24 protein-coding genes and 1 pseudogene are annotated in these 24506 nt (G+C 34.0%); 11 read left to right on the forward strand and 14 right to left on the reverse strand.

The window, feature by feature from the left end; all coding sequences use genetic code 11:
• Window positions 1-271: 271 nt before the first annotated feature.
• The 3 genes and pseudogenes from fosB to EPK97_RS21870 form a co-directional block, all read right to left on the reverse strand.
• The gene (gene fosB / locus EPK97_RS12230) at window positions 272-700 is read right to left on the reverse strand and encodes a metallothiol transferase FosB (protein WP_162036906.1); all 429 of its coding nucleotides are present in this window, start codon (window positions 698-700) and stop codon (window positions 272-274) included.
• Complete coding sequence (locus EPK97_RS12235) at window positions 697-1497, reverse strand: inositol monophosphatase family protein (protein ID WP_162036907.1); 801 nt, start codon at window positions 1495-1497, stop codon at window positions 697-699. The genes fosB and EPK97_RS12235 overlap by 4 nt, the downstream gene beginning before the upstream one ends.
• 148 nt (window positions 1498-1645) lie before the next feature.
• Window positions 1646-1910 (reverse strand): annotated as a pseudogene (locus tag EPK97_RS21870) (D-cysteine desulfhydrase); the annotation flags it as partial.
• A gap of 141 nt (window positions 1911-2051) precedes the next feature.
• Between EPK97_RS21870 and EPK97_RS12245 the strand changes: the two are divergent.
• From EPK97_RS12245 to EPK97_RS12255, 3 genes are read left to right on the forward strand one after another with little or no spacing between them, the layout of a single operon-like run.
• Entirely contained in the window at window positions 2052-2936 is an 885-nt protein-coding gene (locus EPK97_RS12245) for a LysR substrate-binding domain-containing protein (RefSeq protein WP_162036908.1), read from the forward strand.
• A 26-nt stretch (window positions 2937-2962) separates the two neighbouring features.
• Window positions 2963-3676, forward strand: a complete 714-nt coding sequence (locus tag EPK97_RS12250; RefSeq protein WP_162036909.1) for a TSUP family transporter — start codon at window positions 2963-2965, stop codon at window positions 3674-3676.
• Between the two features lie 30 nt (window positions 3677-3706).
• Window positions 3707-3976 carry a GIY-YIG nuclease family protein gene (locus EPK97_RS12255; RefSeq protein WP_162036910.1) on the forward strand — a complete coding sequence of 90 codons (270 nt, stop codon included), beginning with the start codon at window positions 3707-3709 and terminating at the stop codon, window positions 3974-3976.
• Window positions 3977-4142: 166 nt separating this feature from the next.
• Here EPK97_RS12255 and EPK97_RS12260 read toward each other — a convergent pair whose 3' ends face one another.
• From EPK97_RS12260 to EPK97_RS12285, 6 genes are all read right to left on the reverse strand, one after another.
• Entirely contained in the window at window positions 4143-4892 is a 750-nt protein-coding gene (locus EPK97_RS12260; RefSeq protein WP_162036911.1) for a metallophosphoesterase family protein, read from the reverse strand.
• Window positions 4893-5100: 208 nt separating this feature from the next.
• On the reverse strand, window positions 5101-6294 hold the full coding sequence (locus EPK97_RS12265; RefSeq protein WP_162036912.1) for a hypothetical protein: 1194 nt from the start codon (window positions 6292-6294) through the stop codon (window positions 5101-5103).
• The gene (locus EPK97_RS22420) at window positions 6287-7312 is read right to left on the reverse strand and encodes a DUF58 domain-containing protein (RefSeq protein WP_162036913.1); all 1026 of its coding nucleotides are present in this window, start codon (window positions 7310-7312) and stop codon (window positions 6287-6289) included. The genes EPK97_RS12265 and EPK97_RS22420 overlap by 8 nt, the downstream gene beginning before the upstream one ends.
• 185 nt (window positions 7313-7497) lie before the next feature.
• The gene (locus EPK97_RS12275; protein WP_162036914.1) at window positions 7498-8442 is read right to left on the reverse strand and encodes an AAA family ATPase; all 945 of its coding nucleotides are present in this window, start codon (window positions 8440-8442) and stop codon (window positions 7498-7500) included.
• 208 nt (window positions 8443-8650) lie between these two features.
• Window positions 8651-8959, reverse strand: a complete 309-nt coding sequence (locus EPK97_RS12280) for an MDR/zinc-dependent alcohol dehydrogenase-like family protein (RefSeq protein WP_162036915.1) — start codon at window positions 8957-8959, stop codon at window positions 8651-8653.
• A gap of 248 nt (window positions 8960-9207) precedes the next feature.
• Window positions 9208-9666: a site-2 protease family protein gene (locus EPK97_RS12285; protein WP_162036916.1), complete on the reverse strand. Its 459-nt coding sequence runs from the start codon at window positions 9664-9666 to the stop codon at window positions 9208-9210.
• A gap of 232 nt (window positions 9667-9898) precedes the next feature.
• On the opposite strand from EPK97_RS12285, the gene fadR reads away from it, so the two are divergent.
• From fadR to EPK97_RS12315, 6 genes are all read left to right on the forward strand, one after another.
• Window positions 9899-10606 (forward strand): fatty acid metabolism transcriptional regulator FadR, encoded by a 708-nt coding sequence (gene fadR, locus EPK97_RS12290; protein WP_240903799.1) that lies wholly within the window; start codon window positions 9899-9901, stop codon window positions 10604-10606.
• Window positions 10607-10697: 91 nt separating this feature from the next.
• Window positions 10698-12287, forward strand: coding sequence for an FAD-binding oxidoreductase (locus EPK97_RS12295; protein ID WP_162036917.1), 1590 nt, complete (start codon window positions 10698-10700; stop codon window positions 12285-12287).
• A gap of 22 nt (window positions 12288-12309) precedes the next feature.
• Complete coding sequence (locus EPK97_RS12300) at window positions 12310-13890, forward strand: glycerol-3-phosphate dehydrogenase/oxidase (RefSeq protein WP_162036918.1); 1581 nt, start codon at window positions 12310-12312, stop codon at window positions 13888-13890.
• A 109-nt stretch (window positions 13891-13999) separates the two neighbouring features.
• Window positions 14000-15559: an FGGY-family carbohydrate kinase gene (locus EPK97_RS12305; RefSeq protein ID WP_162036919.1), complete on the forward strand. Its 1560-nt coding sequence runs from the start codon at window positions 14000-14002 to the stop codon at window positions 15557-15559.
• Between the two features lie 35 nt (window positions 15560-15594).
• Window positions 15595-15918 (forward strand): hypothetical protein, encoded by a 324-nt coding sequence (locus EPK97_RS12310; protein WP_162036920.1) that lies wholly within the window; start codon window positions 15595-15597, stop codon window positions 15916-15918.
• 466 nt (window positions 15919-16384) lie between these two features.
• Window positions 16385-17272, forward strand: coding sequence for an NAD(P)-dependent oxidoreductase (locus EPK97_RS12315; protein ID WP_162036921.1), 888 nt, complete (start codon window positions 16385-16387; stop codon window positions 17270-17272).
• Between the two features lie 73 nt (window positions 17273-17345).
• Here the strand turns inward: EPK97_RS12315 and EPK97_RS12320 are convergent, their stop codons facing one another.
• Window positions 17346-17723, reverse strand: coding sequence for a DUF1499 domain-containing protein (locus EPK97_RS12320; RefSeq protein ID WP_162036922.1), 378 nt, complete (start codon window positions 17721-17723; stop codon window positions 17346-17348).
• A gap of 94 nt (window positions 17724-17817) precedes the next feature.
• The gene (locus EPK97_RS12325; protein WP_162036923.1) at window positions 17818-18753 is read right to left on the reverse strand and encodes an alpha/beta hydrolase; all 936 of its coding nucleotides are present in this window, start codon (window positions 18751-18753) and stop codon (window positions 17818-17820) included.
• Between the two features lie 361 nt (window positions 18754-19114).
• On the opposite strand from EPK97_RS12325, the gene EPK97_RS12330 reads away from it, so the two are divergent.
• Both EPK97_RS12330 and EPK97_RS12335 read left to right on the forward strand, forming a co-directional pair.
• The gene (locus EPK97_RS12330) at window positions 19115-20044 is read left to right on the forward strand and encodes a stalk domain-containing protein (RefSeq protein WP_162036924.1); all 930 of its coding nucleotides are present in this window, start codon (window positions 19115-19117) and stop codon (window positions 20042-20044) included.
• A gap of 226 nt (window positions 20045-20270) precedes the next feature.
• Window positions 20271-20768, forward strand: coding sequence for a hypothetical protein (locus EPK97_RS12335; protein ID WP_162036925.1), 498 nt, complete (start codon window positions 20271-20273; stop codon window positions 20766-20768).
• A 144-nt stretch (window positions 20769-20912) separates the two neighbouring features.
• Here EPK97_RS12335 and EPK97_RS12340 read toward each other — a convergent pair whose 3' ends face one another.
• The 3 genes from EPK97_RS12340 to EPK97_RS12350 are packed head-to-tail and all read right to left on the reverse strand — an operon-like array spanning window position 20913 to window position 24482.
• Window positions 20913-21875 carry an ABC transporter permease gene (locus EPK97_RS12340; RefSeq protein ID WP_162036926.1) on the reverse strand — a complete coding sequence of 321 codons (963 nt, stop codon included), beginning with the start codon at window positions 21873-21875 and terminating at the stop codon, window positions 20913-20915.
• A gap of 1 nt (window position 21876) precedes the next feature.
• Complete coding sequence (locus EPK97_RS12345) at window positions 21877-22947, reverse strand: ABC transporter permease (protein WP_162036927.1); 1071 nt, start codon at window positions 22945-22947, stop codon at window positions 21877-21879.
• Window positions 22944-24482, reverse strand: a complete 1539-nt coding sequence (locus EPK97_RS12350; protein WP_420826793.1) for an ABC transporter ATP-binding protein — start codon at window positions 24480-24482, stop codon at window positions 22944-22946. The genes EPK97_RS12345 and EPK97_RS12350 overlap by 4 nt, the downstream gene beginning before the upstream one ends.
• Window positions 24483-24506 lie beyond the last annotated feature (24 nt).

Raw genomic sequence — 24506 nt, forward strand, 5'->3', positions numbered from 1 at the left:
AATTTGTTTTAGGGGAAAATCTATCATTTAGTCAAAGGAGGTTATAAACATGGATTTTGATTGGATTGAATTTTTTGTTAACTTTTTTAATTTCGTTATTTCAATTCTAGAATTACTAGGGTAATTATATTGGTATTTTTATTTTATACTTAAATTTTACAACCCCAACAAATTTATTGTGTTAAAACATACTAAACATAGACCAATATGAAAGTTCCCTCAAACCCCCAACAGACGCTTGTTGGGGGTTTGCATATATTTGTTTAAGTAATCATGATTCATCATAAAAAATCATGTGATGTTTTTCTTGCTTATAGTATTCCAATCTATCATTTAACGTTCCAGTATGAAATTCAAACTTATGTCCGTCTGGATCTGTAAAATAGATAGAACGTTTATCTTTTTCATCTCTTTCACGACCTGGAAGTATATGTACATTTAATTGTTTTAATCTATTTAAAGTTTCTTCAAAATCTTCTTCTTTTATTGAAAAAGCGATATGTGTATACGATTGTTGTATTTCATTTCTTGGAATATCTGATTCTTCATTTATAGCTAACCATAAACCATTCAAATCAAAATACGCAAGTTTTCTTCCCTTCACCAATGGTTTTGCACCAAATACGCTCTTATAAAAATCAATCGATTTATCTAAATTTGAAACCGAAAACAATAAATGATTAATTCCCGATATTTTCATAATAGTCCGTCCTTTACGATCTCTATAAACTTCTCTTTATGATCTGGATGGCAAGCAATAATGTAAGGTTCAGAATTCATACCCTCAAATGAATTCCCTTCAAAATCCATTATAATTGCCCCAGCTTCTTTTGCTAGAAGTAGACCTCCATAAAGATCGTCACCTTCGGAATTATAAAGAATAATACCATCAATATCTCCTCTAGCTAACATGGCCCAAAGTATGGATGGTGCCCACAAACTAAGCGTTCTTTTAAACTTTAAATCAAGGAACTGTTTTAATCTCATGGCTTCTGGATTATTTTGGACAACATGTCCTTGGATCCAACCCACCGTCATTTTTTCAATGGATGAAGAAGATTTAACATGAATAAATTTATCTTCACAAATGGCCCCTTTATTTATTTCAGCCATATATATCTTATCTACCATTGAATCATAAATAACCCCTAATACAGGTTCTTTTTTATACAATAGTGTAATGGCGACACCAAATATCGGCAAACCAATAGCGAAGTTGTTCGTACCATCAAGTGGATCTACTAACCATAACCACTCACCTTCAATACCTGACCACCCTTTTTCTTCACTTCTTATTTGATGGTTTGGAAAATGCTCTTGAATTTTATATAATATTACTTTTTCAGCTAAATAATCCACTTCGGTTACTACATCACCATTTGATCCTTTTTCTTCAACCATGACATCATCCCGATTGAATTTCTGACGAGCTACTCTTCCTGCGCTGAGAATTGCATCCACTGCAACCTTTTCAGCAATTTTCAAAACATCTTTCATGGGACACCTCATATTCATCTCTATTAAACTATGACTACCTTTTATAATAATAAACGATATTTGTTGGAGAAAGTTTCTATTTTTTTAAAGTAAAAAATTCACTTCTTCGTTAAATTATATTAATGTTAGTTCGGAACTATCTTTTTTTCTCAACCCCCATCAATCTGTTCAAAAAATGATTACCATTCCCATTCGGATCATATTTACGATTTCTTTCTTCAAAAAGCAATCTGCAACGAAGTCCTTCTTTCACAGCAGCGGCAAGAGTTAACCTACAATGGTTAGATTGAACAGCTCCAGTTGTTATCAAAGTATCTGCAAGTAAATCATCCCTTTTAACGTATATGACGCAATGGTTGAATCGGGGTTTTATATTCAGTATATATATTTCTAGGAAAACGATTTAGATTCATAACTCCTTCTCCTTTTCATGATTTCAATTTTTTTGTTTTTTGTGTATACTAAGGGTAATTTTAATCGTATCATTTGTAAAATTTATTATTTTTATATCTATAATGAGTAATATTAATGATAAAATGAAGGATGTGAAAAGTGTGGACCACCATTTGCATATTTTTATTGCTGTAGCTGAAAAGAAAAACTTTACCCGAGCAGCTGAAGAACTACATCTAACTCAATCTGCAGTAAGTATCCATGTAAAAACACTAGAAGAAAAATTCGGTATTAAATTATTTGAGCGTACAAATAAATTTGTCAGATTAACAAAAGCAGGTGAAATTTTATATTTTCATGCTAAGAGTATTATAAATCAATATGCTCACATTCAGAGACTAATGGATGATTTAAAACTTATCCCTAGCGGACCCCTTCATATTGGCTCTGGTTATACATTTGGAGAGTATCTCTTACCTAAAATCATTTCACGGTTCACTGAAAAACACGCGATGGTTATTCCTAATATTACAATAAAAAATTCACAAGATATCGTTAATCATGTTATCAACCATGAAATAGAACTTGGTATCGTAGAAGATCATATTGATTTTACTGAGTTAGAAACATTTACATTATCAAAAGATGAATTAGTTGTAATAGTATCTTCTAAACACCCATTAGCACATCAAAAGGAAGTTGAATTTGAACAGCTGCATAACGAACAATGGATTTTAAGAAAATCAGGTTCAGGGACTAGAAATACAGCAGATAAAGTATTTGCTTATTTTCAATACTCACCCAAATCAGTCATGGAATTCGGTACATCTCAAATCATAAAAGAATCAGTAGAAGCTGGATTAGGGATTTCGATTATTTCAAAATCAGCAATTCAAAAAGAAATCATTTTAAACACAATCACACCCATCCAACTCAAAAATTATCCTATTGAAAGAGAATTTATATGTATAACACACTCTACTAATTTGAAAACAAAATCAGCAGATTTATTTTTACAATTTTTACAAGAACAAAATTCAATTTAAATCATATACTGAAAGTTGGGCGTCTCGTGGAATGGATTATTTTAATTAGTATCGTATTTATTGCTACATCCTTACAAACAAGTACAGGCTTTGGTTTCTCTATTCTTGGTACACCTTTTTTATTTTTAATCTATCCTGTGCATACAGCAATACAAATCAATATCATTCTTTCTCTTTTTATCTCTATATTTATGATATATAAAGTAAGGAATGAGATAAATAAAACACTAGTAACAAGGTTAATCCTTGGGAGTTCGATAGGCATTATTCCAGGTCTATTCGTGTATTTAACCTTTAATGTAGAAACTTTTAAATTATTGATCGGGATTTTGATTCTAGTTTTAACGTTGCTTCTAATATTTAAATTCACTATGACACAAACTCGATTAAAGGACTTCTTTACAGGAGGTATTTCTGGTTTACTTACAACTAGTATCGGGGTACCAGGTCCTCCCTTGTTATTATACTTTTCTGGTGTAAAAACTGACAAAACAACATTGCGCAGTACAACATTAGGTTATTATTTGTTTATATATTTGATCAGTCTCATCATGCAAATGATTTTTGGAGGAACAAATCAAGTAGTTTGGAGTTCAGCATTAGCAGCAATCCCAGCAGTAATTGGAGGTATATTGTTTGGCCAGCTCTTATTTAAATGGATTGATCAAAGTACTTTTCGTATTATCACTTATGTGATCCTTTTAATTACTGGTAGTTATATGGTGATTTCGAGTTTGTAAATAACTAGAAAATTAAGCGGAGTGGTTCTTATGTTTTACGTTTATATATTAAAATGTTCAGACAATACCTTATACACTGGATATACTAATGATTTGAATAAGAGAGTTGAAGTTCACAATCAAGGAAAAGCTTCAAAATATACTAGAGCAAGGTTGCCAGTGAAGATGGTATATTTTGAACAATGTGATACTAAATCAGATGCATTAAAAAAAGAATATGCAATCAAAAAATTAACTAGAGTAGAAAAATTGAGGTTGATAAAACAAACCAATGAAGATCACACCACGTCCATTCGGTAATTTGAATACCAATACCAACCTTACCATACAAAATAACGGTAAATAGTGGTCTAATCGAAGATTTTAACTATTACAAAAAAATAGAGGACTTTCATGGTCTCACGAAATAAGACCGTTATTTCCCTCTATTTATAAAGTAAAAACTTGAAAGGATTATTGCTTTAAGTCACACACGACCTAGCTTAATCCATTTCGCCCAATCATCTCTGCCATTTTCTATTGCTCTTGCTGCCGCTGCATTCCAATTATAGGGTACTGCAAGATGTTCGATAGTCCACGGTCCTTTGTTTTTAGTTAAAACTATATAATTTGCATGGGGATTTCCAGACTCCATATGATGAGGATATGGTTGGTCATCTATGTATGCTGGCATCCCTACACTCCCAGGATTTAAAACAATTTGTCCAGTTGGTAAATAAACCGTTCTTGGCACATGGCTGTGAGCACAACAAATTATGGATTCCTTTATTTCTTTTACATCCTTCTCAATTTCTTCAGAATGTCTAAGAAAAACACCATGTTGTGCAACTTCCTCAAGTAAATGTGCTTCATCAGAAGTCGGAGTTCCATGACATAGAAAGATATCTTCACTCAATGTTAATGTTTCAGACTGTTGATCCAACCATAACAAGTCGTCTGAGGTTAACTGTTCTTTTACATATGTATAAGTACTAGATTCTATGAATTCTTTAGTAGGTTTCAAGATAAGTCTATCCTGATTGCCTTTAATAGATGTGATTTTATGCAATTGAAGTATTTCAGCAGTCCCACGAGGATCCAATGGACCAGTTAAGCTATCACCCAAGTTTACGATATTAGTGACGCCTCTTTTATTTATATCTTCTAATACAGCGTCTAAAGCCCATGAATTTCCATGAATATCTGCAATAATTGCTATTTTAACTTGGTTTATCATATGTATCTACTCCTTTTTTAATTTTAGGTTTCAGTATACGAATCACTTAGGTGTTATTGCAAATATACCATTTGAATTCACTTCAATTTCAATTTTCCCAAAAAAATTACTAGGCATAGCCTCATCATTAAAACTAAGGGCTTTGACATTATCAACTCGCATTGTTGGAGAAATATTTTCATTTGCAAGAGTTGAAAGTTTAGTTTCATTACTTTTTCAAACTACCTTTGACTTTTTTTATAGAGTGTATAAACCTACTTTTATCTTGTTTATTGATATCTTCTGCACCATATCTTACCCTCTTATAAACTTCTATGATTTCTTTTGATTCATTTTCATCTACTTTAATTCGTGTGAGCCAGTTATCTATGGTTTCGAACGGTTTCCTTCCTTTTCTATGCTTAGCTAAATCATGTTCCAGTCGATCCATTTTCTTTCGAATCAGTTTATTGTTGTGGGAAGAGTATTTTTGACTGACGTAATCTAATCTCTCTGGCCCCTCCTCACTATAAAAGTCAACTGGTAATAAGTAATTTCTAAGTTTTGGAGAGATCGATACATTTTTTAAACGTTTGTACAAATACGATAAAATGAATCCGATGATGATGATTGTTACGACATAACCGAGGATTACAAGTATTGAATTTGAATCCATAGCTTCCTGAGTAAACATAGGAATAGGTTCGTTACTTTCATCACCATGTGTTTTGGAAAATAATTCATTAACACTTCCATTTTGTGAAACGATTGATAAAAGCCATTCCATAATCCTTCCAAACACATGGACAATAATAAAAGAAGATAGGTAGATGAATCCTTTTAATAAAAATGGGAAAATCAAAAAAATACCGAAGGCAATAAAGAAGCAAAAGCTGACTAAGGACAAAAACACCCATAAATAACTATCTTTCCTCCCTTCTTTTGTTCTAATATTTTCTCTTCTAATCAATGGGAAACATATAATTTGTATAAAGAATAAATAAAAAACTTGTTCAATTGAAAAGTTAGCATTCAACAATAAACAGAGAGGTATGATAAAGATGGAAATGAATATCTGTTTTTCAAAGTTATCTATTCTTCCCTCTTTTACATGAAATGAAAATCTCCAGATCGATACGATTGCAATTAAAGTTGAAATAAAAATAGAAAAATCAAAAAGCATTGCAGTCATATATATAAATGGTACGGCAATCAATAGATGTAAATAAGTAACCGCCCCATTTTTCTTATAAATCATCCATCCCATAGGGATTGTTCCAATGAGATATGTAACAAGAAAAGGAATAAATAACGGTGCTTGATCTTCATACATGGAAAACACAATAAATACAAAATACACAAGAAAAGCCTCGTACAAGTAGTTTAACCAAGGAAGGCGGTGATTTTTAATGAAATTAAACAAATGAGCCCCTCCTTGCTTCAAATGGTTTTATATAAGCAGTTTCTTCTTGTTCCTCAACTTTAAAGATCGTACTCCCAGCTAGTAACCAAGAGTGCAAAAACTCTGTGGTTGCTCTTCCTTGTTCTCCAAAATAAATAATAATGGCATCTTCATCCAACCTTTTTTTCAAAGATGTATAAAAATGCTTTGGTTTGATGGTAATGTTTCCTATGGATATTCTTGCAAGCATCTCCATTGCCCTTAATAGATGTTTTTCTCCTTTTCCTGATTCTAAATGAAACGCTGTTTGCGTATGGTTCATAACAACATTTGCATACATTTCAAAAGGAATACCGTGTTTGTGTGCATACTGGCACATAAAAGTTATATAACTAATATCATTTTCCATGTTTAGTGAAAAGCTATTAACCGACGATGGATGATCTATCAATACATTTAAAATAAATGTCCATTTTATATAATTTGTATGATCAAATTCTTTGGTCATTAATATATTATTTTTGGCGGATAATCCCCAATGAATACGAGAGAATGGATCATTCGGTACATACTCTCTAGCACCTCGAATGAGAGAAGTATCCTCAAATAATGAATATCGAGTTATATGATCCCCACCCTTCATTTTCTCAAGAAAATGAACGTTAACGACGGGTTTTGGTTCTGGATAAACCAGTACTTCTGTTCGATAGTTAGATTGATAAAAAAGAAAAGCATAACCGATGTAAAATGGATCAAAAGCTTTTACTTCCATGTTTTGTAATCTTGCAATGCCACGTTTTTGTGCAATAATTTCAATCGGATAAGATTTTTTTGAGTTATATTGGTATGAAATTGAAAACTTATAGGTCGATTTGAAATCATCATCTAACAGTTTAGTTATATTTACACATTTTATAGAATTACTAGATTGAAATGAAATGTCTCCTTGTACAAAAGGAATAATCCCTCTATGTTTAATGCTGACTGGAATGGTAGCTACTTCATTAGGAAATAATTTAATCGTTTTTTTCTGATTCACAAGTTGAACATCATTCTGAACTTTATAAAGATAATGGTAAACTAATGTGTAAATACAAATTAAAAGTAGAATAGATAATATTAAAATAAACGATGAAACCAAAAAATATTCTAACACAAATAAGATAGGCAAAATATAAATTGAGCGCTTAAATATTTCTGGAATATGAACTTCTGTTCTCCACATCATGATAATGTAGACCCTGATTCAACAGGAACTTCAATAGATTGAACAATTTCTCGTATAATTTCGCTTTTAGTGCTTTTTAACATACCTTCAGTTGATAACATAAGGCGGTGGCTTAAAATATATGGTGCTAATTCTATCACATCTTCAGGCAAACAATAATTTCTTCCGTTCAAAAATGCCTTCGCTTGAATCGCTCGCATAAATGCTAACGTTCCTCGAGGACTAACTCCAGTTTCAATTAGTTCTGATTCACGAGTAGCATAAATAATCGCAAGCATATATGTTTCAATATCTTCTGTTATTTTTACATTCTTAATTTCATCTTGTAAACTAGTAATTTTCTCAATGTCTATCACAGCCTCAATTTCTGAGAGAGGGTCTTCCATACGATATCTGTTCATCATTTCTTTTTCTTGATCAAATGTAGGGTAACCTACTGGAATCACCATTAAAAATCGATCAAGCTGGGCATCTGGTAATGGAAAAGTTCCATGTGATTCTGATGGGTTTTGAGTTGCAAACACTATGTATGGTTCAGGAAGTTTAAAGGTTTGTCCATCAATCGTAACCTGCCTCTCCTCCATTGCTTCCAGTAAGCTAGATTGTGTTCTTGGTGTAGCTCTGTTTATTTCATCAGCTAACAAAATATTAGTATGAACAGGACCTAATCTTAATTGAAATTCCTGATCTTTTGGATTAAAAAATTGTATTCCTGTCACATCACTTGGAAGCACATCTGGTGTAAATTGAATGCGTTGGAATGAACCATTTATAAGAGTTGCAAATGTTTTAGCTAATTTTGTTTTCCCAGTCCCAGGGACATCTTCTAGTAATACGTGACCTTTACTTAATAATGATATTAGCAATAATTCAACCACTCTATCTTTACCAATTACTACTTTGCCTACTGAGTTTTGGAAATCGTTTAGAAAATTTGACATCCTAACAGCTCCTTCATTTTGAGTAAAATTTACATTGATTATTTGATAGTGAGAATCCAAAAGTTCAGTTTTCATCACCAATAAGGTTGTTCTCTTTTTGAACTTTTTAAACAACCTCTAATAGGTTACTAGTACTTTTAAAGGACTGATTGTCCCTACACTTAACTCTTCAAAACATTTTATAAGTTCTAGATATGTAATTTTGTGTTCAAAAATATCTTTTATGTAAGGTGAGTGGCATCAATATAAATTCTTCTTTATTACCATCAGAAAGGATACAAATCTCACCTTTGTGTTTTATCACTTTTTGTAAAACTCCAAATGCCTTGTTTCGTGCTGAACATTCGATCCCAAAATCATATATATTTCCAATAAATTCGGATGGTTTAAAAATGTTTGTTACCCCAAAAGATAGTGCATCTTTATGCCTGTATATGTCTGGTTCTACTATATCTACTTGCTTTACTTTATAATAGTTTTTCAAAAAATGAACGGCTAACAACCCCATTGTTCCCATCCCAGTAACCATCACTATATCACTTACTTTTGGTTTTAGTTTTAAAACCCCTTTTGCTGCATCACAAGAAAGAATAGTTAATAAGGCTTCTGAAGCTATTAAACTTCTTCCATTCTAATGATTTTTTACCATTTAATTCTAGTGATTGAAGTTTCAAGTCTAGTCCCTCATTTACTAATGTTAATATTATAGGTTGTATCTCCATTAAAACGTTCCCAAATTTAATACGATTTAATTGGTTGTTGGTTTCAACCTTTATTAAACCTACTTTTAATCGAAAAATAGATTACCTCCAATACTTGCCACCCATCACTTTTAATTAATACAAATTTAAATGGAAACGCATTGATTATAACTAAAGCATAGGAATACAAAACAAAAATGAGGAAAAAACCGTAACCTATAGAAAACGAAGACATCAATAATAAAACAATACTGGCACTTACTAAATTAAAAATAATTCCTCCAAGGTGAATTAAACTTATTTGAAAACCTTTTAGATGTTCCTTTTCTTCCCAATTACAATAACCACCTAAAAAGAAACCGAGTCTAATTGTTAATGTGCTCTTTCTATATATAATTGGTCCTGCCCCAATTGAAATTTCATTCACTTGAGCATTCAATAATTTTGCAAAAAAAGCATGACCAAGCTCGTGTAATAAGTGAACCAAAAATACTGAAAATAAAATGACAACAATAGAATTCATTGTATAATCTCCTGCAGTAGATAGATGTTATATAAAACTACATTATACTACATATGGTTGTGGTTTTTACAACGTTATCTAATTAAATAGGGATCTTACATTCTTTAGATTACCCCTTTACATACAGAGGTCAATGTTATATATTTGTGGTATGACCACAGATTCAAAGAGGACTGACCATAAACCGGAGAATAAATTTCAGAATATTTCAAAAATACTGGAGGCTTTTCATTTGGAAAAAAAACAAACCTTTGTTAACCCTGCTCAAATTATAGATCAACTATTAATGAAAGCGATTTTAAATGGTCAATATCCACCAGGAAGTACACTTCCACCAGAAAGAGAGCTATCATCCAAGTTAGGTATTGCTCGTACTACATTAAGAGAATCCCTACAAAGATTAGCACGAGATAAGTGGCTAACCATTCGTAAAGGACAACCCACACGAGTGAATCATTTCTGGCAGGAAGGCAATCTAAACACACTAGAGCATATTATCGCGAATACGGAACATCCAACTGAAAATTTTGTAGTTCACCTTCTTGAAGTTCGCTCTTCTTTAGCACCAGCATTTGTTCGCGACGCAGTTTTAAAAAACCCCGCGAAAGTCATTGCCATCCTTGCTAAAAGTGATGAACTAGAAGATGATCCCACCAGTTTCACATTATTTGATTGGGAACTGCAAAAACAATTAGCTGTTCTTTCTGAAAATCCAATCTATGTACTGTTAATTAATAGTTTTTCTCAAATTTATGAACATATGGGGCAACTATATTTTTCTCATCAACAAAACCGAGAAGCTACCCACTTGTTTTATACACGTCTATTATCAGCAGCAATGTCAAAGGACGCGACTCAAGCTGAACAAATTACAAAAGAAGATATGTTAAAAAGTATCACGTTATGGAAAAATGCTATCAACTCTACTGATCAGACATAGAGGCTAAAAAGATGATCTAGAAGTATTACAAAATAGATTTTGTAAGCGATTACTTTAATCATTTATATTTATTAACCAAGGGGGAATTAAATTGAGAAGATGGAATGGCTGGGGCGATGAATCTGTAAATGTTGAGTTGCCTGAATCAGCAAAAAAATTTTTAGAAAATGAATTAGGTCCTGGTAAAAAACCAAAAGATATATCATTAGAAAAAGCGCTTAACAATGTACCTGCATCACGTTTACCTGAACATCATCTTATAAACACGGATCCACTGGAAAGACTTCGTCATGCTGCTGGGCAAAGTTTTGGTGACTGGAATGCCATTCGAAGTGGCACAATACCAACTTATCCTGATGGTGTAGCGTTTCCTTTAAATGAACAAGAAGTGCGAGAGTTGCTTCAATTTGCAAAAAAAATAGATGCACATATTGTTCCTTATGGTGGAGGTACGAGTGTTGTAGGTCATTTAGCAGCACTCGAAGGAGACAAACCTACTATCACAGTAGATGTAAGTAGAATGAATAAATTACTTGATTTAGATGAAGACGGGTGCCTTGCTCAATTTCAAGCAGGTATTAAAGGACCTGATCTCGAGGCAGCATTACAAGCTAAAGGATTTACTTTAGGACACTTTCCTCAGTCATTTGAGTATTCCACTCTCGGGGGTTGGATTGTCACACGTTCAGCAGGACAACAATCATTAAAATATGGGAGAATTGAACAACTATTTGTTGGTGGAGAAATGGAAACACCCGTTGGTAGTTTAGAAATATCAAATTTACCAGCATCGGCCGCAGGACCTAATTTACGTGAATTTGTTTTAGGCTCTGAAGGTAGATTAGGCATAGTTACTAAAGCAACAGTTAAAATATCTCCCTTACCAGAAAAGGAACAGTTTTATTCAGCTTTCTTCCCAACTCCTGAGCAAGGCATGGCTGCCATTAGACAAATTGCACAATACGGTATTCCTCTTTCAATGATGCGCTTAAGCTTACCAGAAGAAACGATCTCTACTTTAACTATGGCAGGAGAAAGCAAAGTACTCGCTTTGTTAGATAAATGGTTGAAAATGAACGGTGTAAATGAACAAAAATGTATGCTTGTTTATGGGGTTACTGGAAGTAAAAAAAGTGTGAGATCCTCACTGATTCAAGCCCAAAGTATTATTAAAAAATACAAAGGTGTTCTTGTAGGTACCAAACCAGGGCATCAATGGGTGAAAAACCGCTTTCGTTCTCCATATTTACGCAACAGTTTATGGAACGAAGGTTATGCAGTAGATACATTAGAAACAGCAACAACATGGAATAGAGTGCCAGAAACGGTTCAATCCATAGAAAGTGCTTTAAGAGAAGGGTTACAAGATATGAATGAAAATGTATTTGCTTATACTCACCTCTCTCATATTTATCCACACGGCTCTAGCATTTATACGACCTATCTTTTCCGTGTAGGTAATAACCCCGCTGAAACGAAACGTCGCTGGGAAAAACTAAAAAAAGCTGCAAGTGAAGCGATCGTAAAACATGGTGGAACGATAAGTCATCAACACGGAGTTGGAGCTGATCATCGACAATACCTTGAAAATGAAAAAACGAAATTAGGCATGGAAATGATTCGTTCTCTTTGTCATACGCTTGATCCTGAACAAAGGATGAATAACGATAAGCTAATATAATAAGTCGAAAGGAGTGTTAATTATGAATAACCGCGAAGAAGTCTGGGATCAATTAAGTGAACCATGGGATGTCATCGTGATTGGTGGAGGAATTACTGGGGCCGGAATTTTGAGAAAAGCAGCTAGTCAAGGTCTCCGCTGTTTACTTTTAGAAAAAAAAGATTTTGCATGGGGAACATCCAGTCGTTCAGGTAAACTAGTACATGGTGGTTTACGTTATTTAAAACAAGGGCAATTGAAAACCACCTGGCATTCCGTTCATGAAAGAGAAAAGTTACTCAGTGAATGTGATGGTCTTGTAGAGCCTCTTGGAATTTTAATGCCTTTTTATGAGGAAAATCGATTTGACCCTATTTTGTTAAAAGCAGGATTAACCCTGTATGACATGATGGCACATCGAAAAAATCATCGTAGTTATGATCCTGAGAACATAAGCAAAATGGCGCCAGGAATTAAACAAACAGGTCTAAGCACAGGTTTACAATATTATGATGCAAGGACAGATGATGCAAGGCTCGTATTAAGAGTGTTAAAAGATGGAGAGTTACTAGGGGGCACTGCAATAAACTATTGCTCAGTGGAAGAACTATGTCGAGATCAAAATGGTCATGTGCGCGGAGTCACAGTGAAAGATATAATGTCAAATAAAACAAAAGAAGTATTTGGGAAAATAGTTGTGAATGCAACTGGGGTCTGGGTAGATCAACTCCGAGCTCAGGTAGGTGAGACACCAAAAATGCGTCCCTTACGTGGAAGTCACTTGATTATCCCGAATTGGCGTCTACCACTAGCGCAGGCTATCAGCTTCACGCATCCAGAAGATGGACGTTATATTTATGCACTACCATGGGAAGGTGTTACCTTAGTTGGAACAACAGATATTGATCATAAAGATTCTCTAAATGTAGAACCGAGTATAAGTTTTGAAGAAGGAAAATACTTGTTAGAAGCCCTTAATGATATGTTTCCTTCGTTTCAACTAAAAGCTGAAGATATTTTATCAACATTTGCTGGTGTAAGACCAGTCATTCATACAGGCAAAAAAGATCCCTCTAAAGAATCAAGAGATCATTGTATATGGGAAGAACACGGTTTGTTAACAGTAACAGGTGGGAAATTAACCACCTTCGATTTATTATCTCGTGAAGTCTTAGATAAAATAAAACCACAAATAACCCATATTAATGAATATCATAATAAAATCCAGGATACACAACAAAATATGACAGATCATACAATACTCCAGTCCCATTTAGGGGAATCTATGACACGTCGGTTATACGGACGTTACGGAAATAGATGGGATAGTTTTATAGAAGAAATTGAAGAAAATGGTTGTGAATTTATACCTAGTACGAATATATTATGGTCAGAGCTTCGATGGGCAGCACGACATGAATCTATTTCTCATTTAGATGATCTATTACTGCGAAGAGTACGTATTGGTATGTTATTACCTTCTGGAGGAAGAGAAATAATAAATCGTTTAAAAGAAGAGATTCAACCTGTGCTAAACTGGGATGAGGAACATTGGAATGATGAAATAACTCGTTACCATAAAATATGGAAAAATAACTACAGTCCTGATTTAATACTAAAATGACCTAATAAGTATGCCCACATAATTAAAAAGAGTTTATGTTACAATCTAGGGGTTATCCCTCTTCTATCACAGAGGAGGATTAGGGATATAAAAAAGGGGGATTCAATCCATGAATGAAAGCGTTTTAACAATAGATATTGGAACTCAAAGTGTACGAACACTTGTATTTGATGGGAAAGGTCATCTTATAGATTTTGCCAGAGTGATTTTCAGTCCTGCATATTTTTCTCCTGAATCTGGTTGGGCTGAGCAGCATCCAGAGTATTATTGGAAGTGTGTGGCTGAGTCCTCAGAAAAACTATTTAGTCAAGGTAAAGTAAAAAAAGACTCTATTGTTTCAGTAAGTATCACAACGCAAAGAGGAACAATGGTAAATCTTGATGCCGAAAAGAATCCTTTACGTTCTGCTATATTATGGTTAGATCAACGTAGATCGACAAAATTACCAAAAGTGGGTGGAGCTTGGCAACTCTTATTTCATCTAGCAGGTCTTAATAAAACATTACATTACCTTCAAGCAGAAGCGGAAGCCAATTGGCTCAAGGAATTTCAGCCAGAAATTTGGGAAAAAACTTCCCACTATTTGATGATTTCAGGATACATTAATTATAAATTAACAGATGAAATTGTTGATTCTATCGGAAGTCAAGTTGGATATCTTCCATTTGATTATAAAAAACTAGCTTGGTCTAAAAAATCACACTGGAAATGGAAGGCAATTCCTGTCAAGGAACAGATGTTGCCAAATCTAGTTCAACCAGGTGAGCAGCTAGGTGTGATTACGAAAGAAGCAGCTAAACAAACAGGTATACCTGAGGGACTACCTGTGATTGCAGGAGCTACAGATAAAGCATGTGAAGTACTTGGTACAGGTTGTTTGTTACCACACCAAGGAAGCATTGGTTATGGTACTACAGCAACCATCAATGTAAACTCGAAAAAGTACCTTGAACCTATTAAACTCATTCCCCCTTATCCAAGTGCATCACCAGGAGAATATAATCTTGAAGTACAAACCTTCCGTGGGTTTTGGATGGTTTCATGGTTCAAAGAACAATTTGCTAACGAGGAGTTACAACTAGCCAGTAATTTAGGAGTACCTGCAGAGGAAATACTAGATGATCTAGTCTCAGATATTCCGCCAGGATCTTTGGGACTGGTACTCCAACCATTCTGGTCACCTGGCATAAGATATCCTCGTCCTGATGCAAAAGGTGCTATCATTGGTTTCGGTGGAGTTCATACGAAAGGACACTTTTATAGAGCTCTTCTTGAAGGCTTAGCTTATTCGATACGTGAAGGTCGAGAAAGAATTGAAAAACGTACAAAAGTGCCCATGACAGAATTGATCGTATGCGGCGGGGGTTCAAACAGTGATAAAATGATGCAAATTACAGCAGACGTATTTCATTTACCTGCAATCAGACCAGCAATTAGTGAAGCATCTGGTTTAGGGGCAGCCATCTTAGCTGCAGCAGGAGCTGGACTTCATCCAAATATTGAAACAGCGGTGAAAGAAATGACAAAAAAGGCTCAGGTTTTTGAACCCATGAAGGAAAACGTGAAAATATACGACGAACTTTATAGCCAAGTTTATCAAAAGATGTATAAAAAATTAACTCCATTATATGAATCTATTCAAAAAATTACTGGATATCCTGAGCATTAACTTATTTAGATGGATTCAGAGATAAATTCTCTGTTTTGTTTTCAATCGGATTCGCCATCTGTATTATATTGATTTCATCCTTAAGTAAAAACTCTATGCAATCCATCATTATCTGTAGCATTATTTTTTTTGTTCCGATGATTTTATCCTCTTTTGGAATTAGTGCTTTAGAAAACTTCTTTCGGTATGGTTACATTTATATGATGCAAGTAGATCAGTTTTTCCTAGACTTTAAAGTCTTTAATATATTTGGGACATTTGTATTAGAACCTATTGTAGTTTCCATTGTATTTGTTTCTGTTACAATCATCTTCGCACTTTTATTGCATCCTATCCAAAAGAGAAAACAAGTGAGTTAATCAATCTACAATAAATATCGTTATTTTACATCTCACACTGTATCGTTTTATAGCTCAGTTTACTCTGAGCTTTTTTCCTATAATTCATCATTCTAATTTTCAATGACAATCACCTGCTCGACCTTTTCCCCCATTTCCACCCCCTCACTATCTCCATGATGCTTTAAAAAATTGGTCATTTTCACCATTTTTCACTTTAAAAGCTTTTAATAGGCGAAACAATTATACAAAGAGGACGTTCCTAACATATGATGGTGTATAGAGTTTGTTGGATCCTTGAGTATAATAATTTTTTATGGGTTCTATCTACAAATATAGATAACCAAACTAACAAAAAAAAACCATCGGTTCGGCAAACTCTTTTATGATTTTAAAAAGTAAATAATCTTGTCAAAAATATAGTTTAAGAATATACTTATACAAATTAATATAAATTTTAAACTTATATGTAGAAAAAGGTGAAGCAATGAACATTGAAAAAAGCAATATAACGATCGGATTTATTGGCATTGGCGTGATGGGAAAAAGCATGGCAGGTCATTTGTTGAAAGCTGGATATAACTTACATATTTATACTCGAACGAAAGATAAAGCAACTGATCTCATAACTCAAGGTGCAGTATGGAAAAACTCAGTGACAGAACTAGCTAAGCAAGCCAATGTGATAATCACAATGATTGGATATCCCCAAGATGTAGAATCCATTTATTTAGGTTCTAATGGAATTATTTCTAATGCTAATAAAGGAACTTATCTAATCGACATGACAACATCTACACCTACTTTAGCTCAAAAAATAGCTCAAATTGCTAAGGAAAAGGACATGTTTTCTTTAGATGCACCTGTTTCTGGCGGTGATATTGGAGCAAGAGAAGCTCGTTTAACCATTATGGTAGGAGGAGAATCTCAAGCCTTTGAAGTTTGTAAACCGATACTTGAAAAATTGGGAGTAAACATTACCCTTCAAGGAGAAGCAGGAGCAGGACAACATACAAAAATGTGTAATCAAATTGCTATTGCCACTAATATGATTGGGATTTGTGAATCAGTTGCATATGCGCAAACTGCTGGACTTGATCCTGAAAAAGTATTGCAAAGTATTTCTGCTGGAGCAGCAGGGAGTTGGTCACTAAGCAATCTAGCTCCAAGAATCATCAAAGAGGATTTTGAACCTGGTTTTTTTGTAAAACATTTTATTAAAGATATGGGGATTGCACTAGAGGAAGCATCGTCTATGGGAATGGAAATGCCGGGGCTCGAACTAGCAAAAAAATTATACGATAAGCTAGCTAATCAAGGAGAAGAAGATCGAGGTACTCAAGCGTTATATAAACTATGGGAACAAAAAACATAATAAATAATTTTGAGCCCCCGTAACCTTAATAATGAATGAACAAAGGGGCTTTTTTTCACCATTAAATTCTCATTTAAACAAGAAATCTTTTCGATATTTCAATCATACGTTTTCGATTCACGCCCATATCAGAATAGCCAGTTCGTGAAGCTGAACGGTAGTGAATCACCTTCTCGTGTTCATCAAGGTAGAATTCAACATCGTCTACAAAACGAAATAATTTTGTTGTGAAGGTTACATGTAAGTAAATATTATCCTCACTAACTATATTCGTTCTAGGCATTTCTTTTATTACTTTTTTCATTTTTTCCATTGCTTTTTCATTTGAAATTGTATATGGAATTGGCTCCATTTTCTTGGATTCATCCACTGTCTGAGTCGACACACAATTCGGAGATTTTGGACACTCTGCTAGTTTTCCCTCTGTTATTCCAAGTTGAACTTTAGGCATTACAAATCACCTCGTTTAATTTATAAAAATAACAATACACACATCATCATAGTCTTTATTTTTATACTAATTCATCCTTTTTTAATTCATGTTATTAAGTATCCATTTTGTTTAATCTTTCCTGTAACCAGGATCTTATATCATGAGTCACTTCATCAAAATTCAATTCATTCAATAATTCATGTCTGGCATCTTTATATAATTTATAAGAAATATCTTTTACACCTGAATTTTGATATAAACTAACCACTTTTTTTATATCCTTGCCAAAGTTACCCACTGGATCCTTATCACCACTTAGAAAATATATTGGCAAATTCTTAGGAGTCTTTTGAATATTCTCCAACTTATGCAATTCTTGCACTCCGGATAACATATCATAATAAAAACTGGCTGTACATACACCACCTGTGAAAGGGTCTTCAACGTATTTATCAACTTCATTTTCATCTCTTGAAATCCAATCAAATTCTGTCCGATTTGGATGAAAGTTTTTATTAAATTTGCCAAAAATTAGTTTATTCATTCTTGGGCTTCTTCCGCGTGCTCCCTTTCTTTTCACCTCATATTTAACAATATGCACTCCTAGTTTACCTAATAATCCTCCATCTCCCCCACTTCCAGACAAAATTACTCCATCTAATTCTTCACCGTACAGTTGAATATATCTTCTAGTTAAAAAAGAACCCATACTATGTCCAAAAATAAAAACAGGTAAGTCCGGATATTTTTCTTTAATCATCAAATTTAAAGAATACATATCTTCTACTACGAGCTTCCATCCATCTTTCTCAGCAAAAAATCCTAGATCTTCTTTTGTAACTGCTGTTTTTCCATGACCTCGATGATCATTCCCAAAAACAGCATAGCCTTCATTAACCAGTGTTTTAGCAAAACGATCATACCTGTCAATGTGTTCGGCCATCCCATGAGAAATTTGAACTACTGCTTTTGGTTCTTCATCAGGTAACCAGCATTTCACATGAAAAAATGAACCCTTTGATTGAAGTGACAAAATCTCTGTCTTCATTTCTCTGAACTCCTTCCTAATTGATCCTTTTTTAATAAAATAAATAGTACTTATTACTTTTTTTCAAAATCCTGAATTGAAATCTATAATATGTATATTGATTCTATATTTTACAAGTTAGTTGCAACTTCATTTTACTATTACGCATGTTATACTAGTTATATAGTTAAACATACATAAAGATTGATTTATAACCTTATCATATTCAATTACATAACAATTTAGCGAGATATCACCGAATCGGAAACCTATATCATCTTGGTATATTTTGATAATATCATTTTGAGATGAACAAAGATACATTATCTAATCAAATATTATGTATGTTCCTATAATAAAAACATGAATAGGAGTTTACAAGATGATTAAAAAGTTTAAGTTTGTACTCATAATATTATTATTGTCTTCATTAATCATGCCTTCGTCTTCACTTGCAGCCACGAATATCTCAGTCGTTGTAGATGGGGAAAAAGTGAATTTTCCAGATTCAGAACCTATTATTGATGGGAATAGAGTATTAATTCCACTTCGAGGTGTTTTTGAAAAAATAGGAGCAAAAGTAGATTGGGATAACAATTCGGAAACCATCACTTCAACATTACATAGAGGAAATGAACAAAAACAAGTGATTATGAAAATTGATTCTAAATTTGTTCATCAAATGGATCAAAACTCTGGGTCAAAGAGTAAAATTTCTAAAATTGATACAACGGCTAAATCAATAGGCAGTCGAACTTTGATACCTTTAAGAGCAGCGGGAGAAGCATTTGGTTATGAGGTTTTGTGGGATGAGAATCTTTCAACAGTCATCATGGAAAAGGGTGAAAGCTTAACATCGAAAGAATCCAGCTTCCAACAATATGAATATATTCAAAGTGATACATATATTCCAGATGAATTTGAATTTGAAGTATTTTTTTTAACAAATGAACAAAGAGTAAATAACAGATTAACACCATTAGCTTTAAATGCCAATATAAGTAATGTTGCTAATATTAAATCTAAGGATATGTTGATTAATCAATATTTTGATCATACTTCCCCAACTTACGGATCACCATTTGATATGATGAAATCCTTTGGTTTGAATTATCGTGCAGCAGCAGAAAACATTGCTGCTGGGCAAAACACTCCAAAACAGGTAGTGAATGGATGGATGAACAGTTCTGGTCACAGAGCAAATATATTATCAAGCAACTATACTCAAATCGGTGTTGGGTATTATTATGGCTCAAATAGCAACTACAGACATTATTGGACTCAACAATTTTTATCTCCTGTCTCTTCATAAACTAAGACTAAGATATTAACGATCAAGTCGTCCACTTTGGACGGCTTTTTTGGATAGTAAAATTAAATTTTGTCATACTTTCTTACTCATAAAAATCTACCGTTATAGAGGGACTCGAAAATCATCAACGAAAGATTTTCTTATACTTATGATTGAAAAACACTTGCTTTTTTATGCATTTCATATATCATTTTATATAAAAATACTTATGAACATGGGTGAGAACGTGAAAATAGCGGAAAAAAATTTAATTGAAATGTTTGAAACAGCAAAATCTAATTCTGAATATGATTTTGTTAGTGAGCAAATGAAAGAAAAAGGATATTCCGGTTTTAGTCATTTTTTATATTGGATGAAAGAGCAGCTTAAAACTTATGATGACACAAATGTTTCTGAAGCTACAGAATTGCTTAATAAAGCAAAGTCCATATTCCCGAATCCGAAAGAGTATAGTCCTTCTTGGGTGAACATCTGGACTCAGCTAGAACAAATTATGCAATATAAAAATGAAGTATTGAAACAGATTCCATTAAAGAGTCGTACTGGAGAATGGCAAGTGATAATGGATAATCCTTATACACATGAAGCTATAGTTTGTTATCCTGGACTTTCTTTTATAGAAGCAGCCTACCTTTATGGTTTCTTCCGATTAGATTTAAAACATAATGAGTACATTCGTTTACAAAGAGTTGAGAGCCTTGTTGTATTTAAAAGGGAAGAGTAATTATTTAAGACTTTTTCAGGAAAAGGAATATTAGGTTTAAATGTTTCAGTTGTTAGTTGGACTGGACTGGTTAAATAAATAGGCGGAGTATTTACATCAATGTAAATACTCCGCCTATATGTTTCTAAATATTAACTTCCTGTACTATCGACTTCCTAGTTCGTAAGGTTTACCTAAAGCAGATGGTGCATCTGCACGTCCAATTAATCCTGCTAAGACTAATATCGTAAGAACATAAGGAAGTATAAGTATAAAATCAACTGGAACATAGTCTGTAACACCCGATTGCTGCAGCACTGATCTTAATGCTGTTGCCATTCCAAAAAATAATGCAGCAAACATCGTTTTCGTTGGATGCCACTTACCAAAAATGAGCGCAGCTAATGCGATAAAACCTTGTCCAGATATCGTACTATGAGTAAAGTTATTTGTTGTAGTTAATACAAGAGTTGCACCACCCATCGCTGCTAAAGCTCCGCTAATCATCACCGCAATATAACGAGTGCGGAAAACATTAATCCCCATCGTATCAGCAGCTTTAGGATGCTCACCAACAGCTCTCAATCTCAAACCAAATGGTGTTTTAAATAAAACCACATAAGAGATAATAACAACGAATAACATAATGATGCTGGTAGGGTAAGCTCTAAAAAGTGCGCCTACGGCTGGGAGATCTGCAAGAAATGGTATCTCCCATTTATCAAAAGAAGCTTTTAAAGTTTTAGTTTGCGCAGAACCATTAAATAAAACTTTAGTAAAGTAAATAGCTACTCCAATTGCTAAAAAGTTCAGTGCAATACCGCTAACAACTTGATCTGCACGATATCTGATAGATGCAACCGCATGTGGCAAGGAAAAGATAATACCCGCAACTATCGCACTAATAAAACCGATCCATGGTGAGATAATGCTACCTCCTAAGGCTTGATCCACAAAAAAGGTAACCACTGCACCTGTAAAAGCTCCTATGATCATAAGCCCTTCTAACGCAATGTTAACTACTCCGGAACGTTCAGAAAACATGCCTCCTATGGCTGCAAATACTAAAGCCGTAGAAAAAACTATAGTATTGTGCGTAAGATCAACAATCAATTTTAGCCATTCCATGTTATTGTTCCTCCTGTTTATTCACATTCAATGCATTCATTAGCTTTTTAAAAATTAACCTTGCCGCTACAAAGTAAATGACAAGCGCAATGACAATATTGATTATTTCAAATGGTACGCCAGCTCCAAGTTTCATCCCAGTAGCTCCAAAGGTTAAAGTCCCTAATAAAAATGCACCGACGACTGAACCAAACGCAGCGTTCCCACCTAATAATGCGACAGCAATTCCATCAAAACCATAACCCTGGAAGGCTGGCAATATAATCACACTATGAGTCACACCAAGTACTTCTACAGCACCGCCTAGTCCTGCGAACATTCCGCTAATAACCATTGCCTTCATGATATTCCCTTTTACATTAATTCCTGCATATTCGGCTGCATGTGGATTTAGACCTACAGAACGCAGCTCGTATCCCTGTTTCATTTTCTGTAATATCACATAAAACACAACCGCACAAAGAAGTGCAATTAAAAATCCAAAATGTACACGTGCATTATTAAACATGTCAGTCAAAAATGAAAAAGATAACCAAGAACTTTGAGCAAGTGTTTCTGATTTCTGTTGACCTTTTTCTAACAAATGTACACGAATTAAATAATTTGATAAATATAAAGCAATCCAGTTCAACATAATGGTAGTGATAACTTCATGAACTCCTCTAGAGGCTTTCAGAAAACCAGCAATGCCTCCCCATAAACCACCAACGATACCTCCGACAATAACGGCTAACGGCATATGAATGATCGCTGGAAGATCAAGCATAATGCCTACGTATGCTGCAGCGAGAGAACCCATAATAAACTGTCCCTCTGCACCTATATTGAAAAGTCCAGTCCTAAATGCAAAAGCAACAGCTAGTCCAGTAAATATAAGCGGAGTGATCGTTCGAATTGTCTCCCCAATTCCATAAACATTACCAAATGCTTTATTAAATAAAGCTTGATAAGCTTCAAACGGGTTATAACCACCAAATAACATAATAATGGCCCCTATTATAAGCCCAGCAAACACTGAAATAAGAGGAATGATAATCGACTCTTTTAATAACCAACGTGATAATGTTTTCATTGTTCTTTACCTCTTTGGTTTATTTTTCCTCCTGACATCATCAATCCTAGTTCTTGTTCATTCGTTTCTTTTGGATCTACGATGCCAACGATGTTTCCTTCATAAATAACTGCAATTCGATCAGATACATTTAATAATTCATCTAATTCCAATGAGATTAACAAAACAGCTTTTCCATTATCGCGTTGTTCGATTAACTTTTTATGAATAAATTCAATCGCACCTACGTCTAACCCTCTTGTTGGTTGACCCGCAATCAATAAATCTGGATCACTGTCAATTTCCCGTGCAATAATTGCCTTTTGTTGATTACCACCGGACAACGCCCTTGCTGGCGTTTTATGACTCGGTGTACGAACGTCAAACTGTTCAATTAAATCAATTGAATACTGATCAATTTCATCAAATTTAAGGAATCCATTTTTATTAAATCGAGGATGATAATAATTTTTCAATACCATATTTTCACTCATAGAAAAATCAAGCACTAAACCTCTTTTATGACGATCCTCAGGAATATGTCCGACTTTTTCCTCCGATATTTGTCTCGGATTAAGCGTTTGCAGACTGGAACCATGTAACGTAATTTCTCCAGAAGTTACTTTTCTTAATCCAGTTAATACTTCTATCAACTCACTTTGACCATTGCCGTCAACACCTGCAATCCCTAGTATTTCACCAGCATGAATTTCCAAAGAAAGTTCATTTAAAGCTGGTAAGCCCCTGGTATTCTTAGCATTAACTTTTTCTACGGAGAGAATCTTATCTTTAATCTGAGCCTGGTTTTTTTCTACTGAAAAACTTACCTTACGTCCAACCATTTTTGCAGCAAGTTCATCTGGGTTTGTAGTTTCAACGGATACGCTATCGATAACCTTCCCTCGTCTAATAATCGTCACATTATCAGCAACTTCCATGATCTCTTTCAGTTTATGAGTGATTAAAATAATCGTTTTTCCCTCTTTAATTAGATTTCTAAAAATATTCATTAACTCCACAATTTCTTGAGGTGTTAAAACAGCTGATGGTTCATCAAAGATTAAAATATCTGCTCCGCGATATAACGTTTTCAATATCTCAACTCTCTGCTGCATACCTACTGAAATATCTTTGATCTTAGCATGAGGGTCAACGTCTAAGCCATATTGTTCTGATATTTCATTTATTTTCTTAATTGCTTTACTTTGATTAATGATAAGACCATTTTTGGGTTCGATGCCTAAAATTATATTTTGAGCAACTGTAAATGGTTCAACCAGCATAAAATGCTGGTGAACCATTCCTATACCCAATTCATTTGCCATATTAGGGTTTGTTATTACAACTTTGTTGCCGTTGATTAATATATCTCCCTCTTCTGGCTGATAAAGGCCAAATAAAACATTCATCAAAGTAGATTTTCCCGCACCATTTTCTCCAAGTAGAGCATGGATTTCACCATGTTTCACTTTAAAGCTAATGGAATCATTTGCTACGATACCAGGAAATCTTTTGGTAATCCCTCTCATTTCTACTGCTATGTTTTCTTTATTCACCTTCATCACCTAAATCAAATATTT

The organism is Chengkuizengella sediminis, from assembly GCF_010078385.1.
GTDB lineage: Bacteria > Bacillota > Bacilli > Paenibacillales > KCTC-33759 > Chengkuizengella > Chengkuizengella sediminis.